This is a genomic window from Scandinavium sp. NPDC088450, assembly GCF_044900545.1.
In the GTDB taxonomy this organism is placed as follows: Bacteria; Pseudomonadota; Gammaproteobacteria; order Enterobacterales; family Enterobacteriaceae; genus Scandinavium.
The window spans coordinates 1-5,028 of the sequence record NZ_JBJDNI010000054.1 but is presented as its reverse complement, the minus strand read 5'-3'; the positions used below and the strand labels follow the sequence as shown (position 1 = coordinate 5,028).

Annotated in this window: 5 protein-coding genes; 1 reads left to right on the top strand and 4 read right to left on the bottom strand. The window is 51.8% G+C overall.

Annotated elements, in window-relative coordinates; genetic code table 11:
* Positions 1 to 434 precede the first annotated feature (434 nt).
* Positions 435 to 1,451: a CDP-glycerol glycerophosphotransferase family protein gene (locus ACI2I2_RS24430; protein ID WP_404660253.1), complete on the top strand. Its 1,017-nt coding sequence runs from the start codon at positions 435 to 437 to the stop codon at positions 1,449 to 1,451.
* A 36-nt stretch (positions 1,452 to 1,487) separates the two neighbouring features.
* Here the strand turns inward: ACI2I2_RS24430 and ACI2I2_RS24425 are convergent, their stop codons facing one another.
* From ACI2I2_RS24425 to ACI2I2_RS24410, 4 genes are all read right to left on the bottom strand, one after another.
* A complete protein-coding gene (locus ACI2I2_RS24425; RefSeq protein WP_404660252.1) occupies positions 1,488 to 1,880 on the bottom strand; it encodes an adenylyltransferase/cytidyltransferase family protein in 393 nt (130 codons plus the stop codon).
* Between the two features lie 21 nt (positions 1,881 to 1,901).
* On the bottom strand, positions 1,902 to 2,837 hold the full coding sequence (locus ACI2I2_RS24420) for a hypothetical protein (RefSeq protein WP_404660251.1): 936 nt from the start codon (positions 2,835 to 2,837) through the stop codon (positions 1,902 to 1,904).
* A 23-nt stretch (positions 2,838 to 2,860) separates the two neighbouring features.
* Entirely contained in the window at positions 2,861 to 4,309 is a 1,449-nt protein-coding gene (locus tag ACI2I2_RS24415) for a glycosyltransferase family 2 protein (RefSeq protein WP_404660250.1), read from the bottom strand.
* 240 nt (positions 4,310 to 4,549) lie between these two features.
* A partial coding sequence (locus ACI2I2_RS24410; RefSeq protein WP_404660249.1) for a flagellin occupies positions 4,550 to 5,028 on the bottom strand: 479 nt, incomplete at its 5' end.

The following is a 5,028-nucleotide window of genomic DNA, read 5'->3' as shown; positions in this document are numbered from 1 at the left end:
GACATTGCTGCAGAGTTAGTAAAAAGGGAAAGTGCCATAGTATTTATCTCCTGAAGAAACCGGCGTATCCGGCTTTCCTGTTGTGTACTGAGATAGAACGACACGGAGGGTGGGGAAATTAAATAAGAGGCTTAACTTTTTCATCAAAAAATTTAAAAGTCTGTTTAATGAATAAGTTAACCCCTATTCAGGTCCGAAAAGTTAGGGTGCTTAAAACCAGGGAAAGCCTCTTTCCGGCTTTCGCCTTCATTAGGACGAAAAGTGTTCCGCGCAAGAGTCCTGGGGGCGCATAAAGCCCGGTGTAGCGTGTATATTTTTGCTGGCATGATACTTGCAGATAACAGGCCTGAATGCACAATGGAGTAGTTATGGCCCACTCATCATTAACCGCCCGGATGCCTGAGATTGAAAGGAATCAGCGGGTTGGATTCTTCATGGAGACCTCTTTTCATTATGAGGTCTATCGAAACATTATCGCAGAGCTGATAAAACGAAAGGTGAGCTGCGAGCTGGTCATCAACGATCTGATCGAACCTGAGTTTGTCAGCGAAATGCTCGGCTTTTTAAAGACGCTGGTCGTCCCGGGGCTCGATTGCACGTTACTCTCGGTGGCACTCAAGCAACCCACTCCGTATGACTGTCTTCTCAGCCCCTACTTTATTTCCTGGGTCGCCCCGATAGCGAAGGTGCATATCCGAACGTTATACGGTCTAGCCAAAGAAAGCTGGAACCATGCCGACTGGAATGCGCAATACCATACTGTTCTGTGCTACAGCCACTATACACAACGGGGACTGGCGCAGTTTGGTAATGGGAAAGTGGTGGGCAATCCTCGTTTCGATGATTGGTATCAGCACCGTGTTGGCACTGAGTTGCTTGACTCGCTTAAGCTGGATCCGGCGAAACCGACCTTATTGTACGCCCCGACCTATGGCGAGCTCAGTTCATTACCTCACTGGATGGAAAACGTGGGGCGATTAAGCCACGACTACAATGTCATCACCAAACTTCACCATGGCACGCTGAATCGCCCCTCAGAGCGTACTTTGCTGAAACATGTTAAAAGGCATCTGAAAACCCTCGTCAGCGATAATCGCCTGACTTTCCCTTTGTTGCAGAAGGCCGATTATGTGCTGAGTGATAACAGTGGGTTCGTCTTTGACGCGATTCAGGCCAACAAAAAAGTCATTCTGCTGGAGTGGCAGGGAATGCGTGATTTGCTGAAAGGCGGAAAATCCTTCAGTACCGAACAGAGCCCAGAACAACGCGTTCGGGCATTTCTGCCTTCGGTGACGGATATGGTTGAGTTGCGTCAAAGCCTGGCCGCGGAAGTCGACTGGGAGCAACACAGACATTCGCTGGAGCAGATAAAAATCGAGTATTGCGATGCGTTTCAGGACGGTAAAGCGGCACAGCGTGCTGCTGACGCTGTGCTTTCGGCTCTGAGTTAGGCCAAAAAAATCTGCCCGGGTGACGGGCAGATTCGGTTAACGTTGCTTAATCACTTCGATGATTGAGGTGGTCGAGATTGTCGGCGTTCTGTCCAGATAGACCACCTCGCAAAGTGAGGAGAGGTGATCAAACTTCCCCTTCCAGTCATCGCCCATCACCAGCATTTTGGCGTGATGAGCCTCAATGTAATCCGCTTTCAATTCCAGTGATTCTTCCAGAAAAACATGGTCGACGTATTTCATTCCCCGAATGATGGCCATTCGTTCCTGCTGTGAATAGACCGGCAGGCGGCCCTTTTTACGCAGATTCAGGGCATCGGAAGACACCCCAACAATCAGCCTGTTCCCCAGAGCGTGCGCACGCTCCAGAATATTCAGGTGCCCGATATGAAACACATCAAACGTGCCAAATGTAATCACAGTATGCATGGTGCAACCCCTGACCTGGCATCAAATAAGCGATAAAGCGTGCAGCAACGCGGTGTCGTCGTCGCTCTTTAAGGCCAGCGGGGAAGAGACAGCAGCAGGAAGCTGTTTCCAGCTACTGAACAGCGAAACCACGCTTTCTTCTGTCAGGGCATTACCGGTTTCCACCCAGATAGCCAGCAGCATTTTTAACTGGAAAAATTGCGTGGCAAGCTGCAGCATTTTCGTGCCGTAAAGGGCGCTGTCGTTGCCCGGGAAAATATCGTGATACAGCTGATAAATAAGCACGTTGCGCGCTATCCAGGCCAGCGCGTTGTCTGAAGCAGCCTGCGTCCAGACGGCATTCAGGGCCGTGACGCGATCAGCCAACTGTGCGTCGTTCATCACCACCAGTTCGCCCACTTTCAGGGAAACGGCCATCTTCTCCATCATCGGCAAATTGAAGCTGATGCGCTGTGCCCCAAGCGCTTTCAGCGCTTCCGTTTCGACGCTGCCAATTTGCGGCAATTGCGCATATTGCTCTGCCAGAACGCCTTCTTCACCTAAATGCCCAATCTGCTCTGCCATCATCACCAGCAGGGACAAGTCGTCCTGCTGTGTCTGCTGGTACTGTTTGGCTTTGCTCAGCAGAATGCCGATGGCATAGAGTGCGGTTTCAACCGTCAATGCCGGGTGCATCGCCAGGTTCAGACACTGTTGGTTCAGGGTTTCCAGCCACAAGTCGGGCTGGGCATCGGTTGTTTCATCATTTTCTTCCGCATGCAGCACGAACGCTTTTGGGTTCAGCAACATCTGGCGGGCTGCGCTTTCGCAGCGTAAATCCAGTGAGTCGCGCTGCTGATTATTGAATTTCACCTCAACCAGCGGCGATTTCCCTTCCGTCTTCTGGCAGGCAGGGCAAGTGCAGTCGGCGTTTTCGGCCAGATAGCGAAGTACAAACTCGGGTTGATAATGTTCCATATTTTTAAGTGTCCTTTAACAAATTACGGAGCCATATTGGGCTGAATTTTTTTGAAAAACAGATGCGTGGAATCGGTCATTGCTTTCCCATCGGGCGAGGGAAGGTGTTGTAAGAACGCATAGCTCGGATAACACCCAAGCCAGCAGGACTCACGCATCAGTAAAGGCCACCCTGCAGTTAGCGACACATTTTGCGCGAGGGCTTCGCGGTAGACCGCCAGCAGGGTGTCGATAAACGGTTGCTGGACGGCATACGCACATCCGCATTCCGCCGCGCCAATTCGCGCGACGCCGTTGAGGGATTTCAGGGGGATAATCTGGTGGTAGTTTGCGCCCAGCAGCAAAACCTGCCAGTCGATATTCGGCAACTGGCGCAGCAGGCTGTTCAGGTTGTTCACCGCGCCTTCTTTATGCACGTAACTCAGGCGTGCATCCAGCAGTAGCACGTTAGGCCACTGGGCTTCTTTTGCCTGTTCGAGAATTTGGCAGTGCGTTTCCAGCTCGGCACGATCGGCTGATTCATGGCGTACTTTTTCAACCGGCAGCAATTGCTCTTGCGATACGCCCAGCTCACGCAAAGTCTTAAGCGCGTGGTCACGCTCTTGCTGGTTGCCCGCCTCGTAGAGAACAGCAATTTTGCTGAAGGTATTCCATTCCACGCGCGTGTTAGTCGGAAGCGTACTCAAACGGCGATAGTGGCTGAGCAGGTTGTTGTCCTGCACAAAGTCTTCCAGCGTTAAATCCGTCGGTTCCGTCGAGCCCAGAATGAAGTCTTTGTCGTAGGTATTCGCACTGTGTGAAATGCACAGAATCGCTTTCTCCGGCGGCAATTGCAGCACGGGCGCGGTGAAATTATTCAGGAAGCTCACTTCTTCGGCGAGCGTGGCTGCGTCGTCATACCGATGGGTACGCAAGAAATTGCGGTGATAGCCAAACGTGCCGTTCAGCGCATGATTTTTGCCAAACGAGCGAGTGCGATAAATTTTATCGAGATGGCTGTACCAGATGTAAATCTGATCGCAGCCGGAAAAAGTGGCGTTGTGGGTTTGCATCGCGCCGACCTGAGCGCTGATTTTGTCCTGCGGATAATAGTCATCGTCGTCAAAACAGATAATGTATTTTCCGGTCGCCAGCTCGTTGAGCAGATTGCGTTTTTCACCCAGGATCAGCTTCTTTTCACTGTAGAGATAACGCACATTTTGCTGGGTTTTATCGACCAGCATCTCGATCAGGTCTTCGTTACTTTGTGCGGAGTCATCAACGATAATCAGCTCGCGCTTGTCCGCCGGATAATCCTGATATTGATAGATATACAGCAGGTAGGGCAAAAACTCACGGCGGTTCCACGTCGGGCAGATCACGCTGACAAACGGCAGTTCCTGCGTTTTCCCTGTCTGTTGACGCTGCAGCAAAGACGACAAAAGGCTGTCTTTGGATGCCGTGGGCGTTGTTACTTTTTTCTTACTGGACATAGTCTCTGTTTCGCCTGGCTGAGTGATTCTCCGGAGCGTTGTGCAAAAAGGCGGTTTTCCCTGCCGTCAATGGTCCGCACAACGGTATTGGCTATAAGCAATCATCGTGCCAATTCGTTAATGTCTTTGAGATCATGAAGATAGTACGGTGATGGAAAGCTAGCTTCCTGGCAGGAGGAAAGTGTTCGACGAAAAAAAAACACCGCGGTTAAGCGGTGTTTTTCACATAATGAGCGGGGATTAGCCCAGCAGAGACATCACCATGCCGGACATGCTGTTGGACTGCTTCAGCATGGACATGGAGGTCTGGGCCAGCATCTGGTTGCGGCTCATGCTTGAAGCTTCAGTCGCGAAGTCCGCGTCGGTGATGTTGCCCAGCGCCATGGAGGTATTGTCTTTCATGTTCGCGAGGTTGGCGGAGGTGTGCGCCATACGGTTGATGTTGGCACCCAGCTCAGAGCGCACTTTACCCACGCTTGCCAGGTCAGTTTCCAGCCCATCCATGTAAGCCTGCGCATCAGCCGCGCTCTGGATGTTGATGCCAGAAGCGCCAGCTGCGCCCGCACCTTTCAGGCCGTTGAAGCCGGAAGCACCGTACGCACCGGACAGAGTAGTGGACAGGTTAACGGTCATCGCTTCATCAGAGCTTGAACCAATCTGGAAGGTCATCGGGCCAGCCAGTTTGCCGGAAGCGCCGAACAGGTTGTCACCGGCGAACT

Excerpts from the sequence above, each read along its gene's own strand:
- ACI2I2_RS24430 (WP_404660253.1), top strand. The coding sequence starts at position 435 with ATGGAGACCTCTTTTCATTATGAGGTCTATCGAAACATTATCGCAGAG.
- ACI2I2_RS24425 (WP_404660252.1), bottom strand. The coding sequence starts at position 1,880 with ATGCATACTGTGATTACATTTGGCACGTTTGATGTGTTTCATATCGGG.
- ACI2I2_RS24420 (WP_404660251.1), bottom strand. The coding sequence starts at position 2,837 with ATGGAACATTATCAACCCGAGTTTGTACTTCGCTATCTGGCCGAAAAC.
- ACI2I2_RS24415 (WP_404660250.1), bottom strand. The coding sequence starts at position 4,309 with ATGTCCAGTAAGAAAAAAGTAACAACGCCCACGGCATCCAAAGACAGC.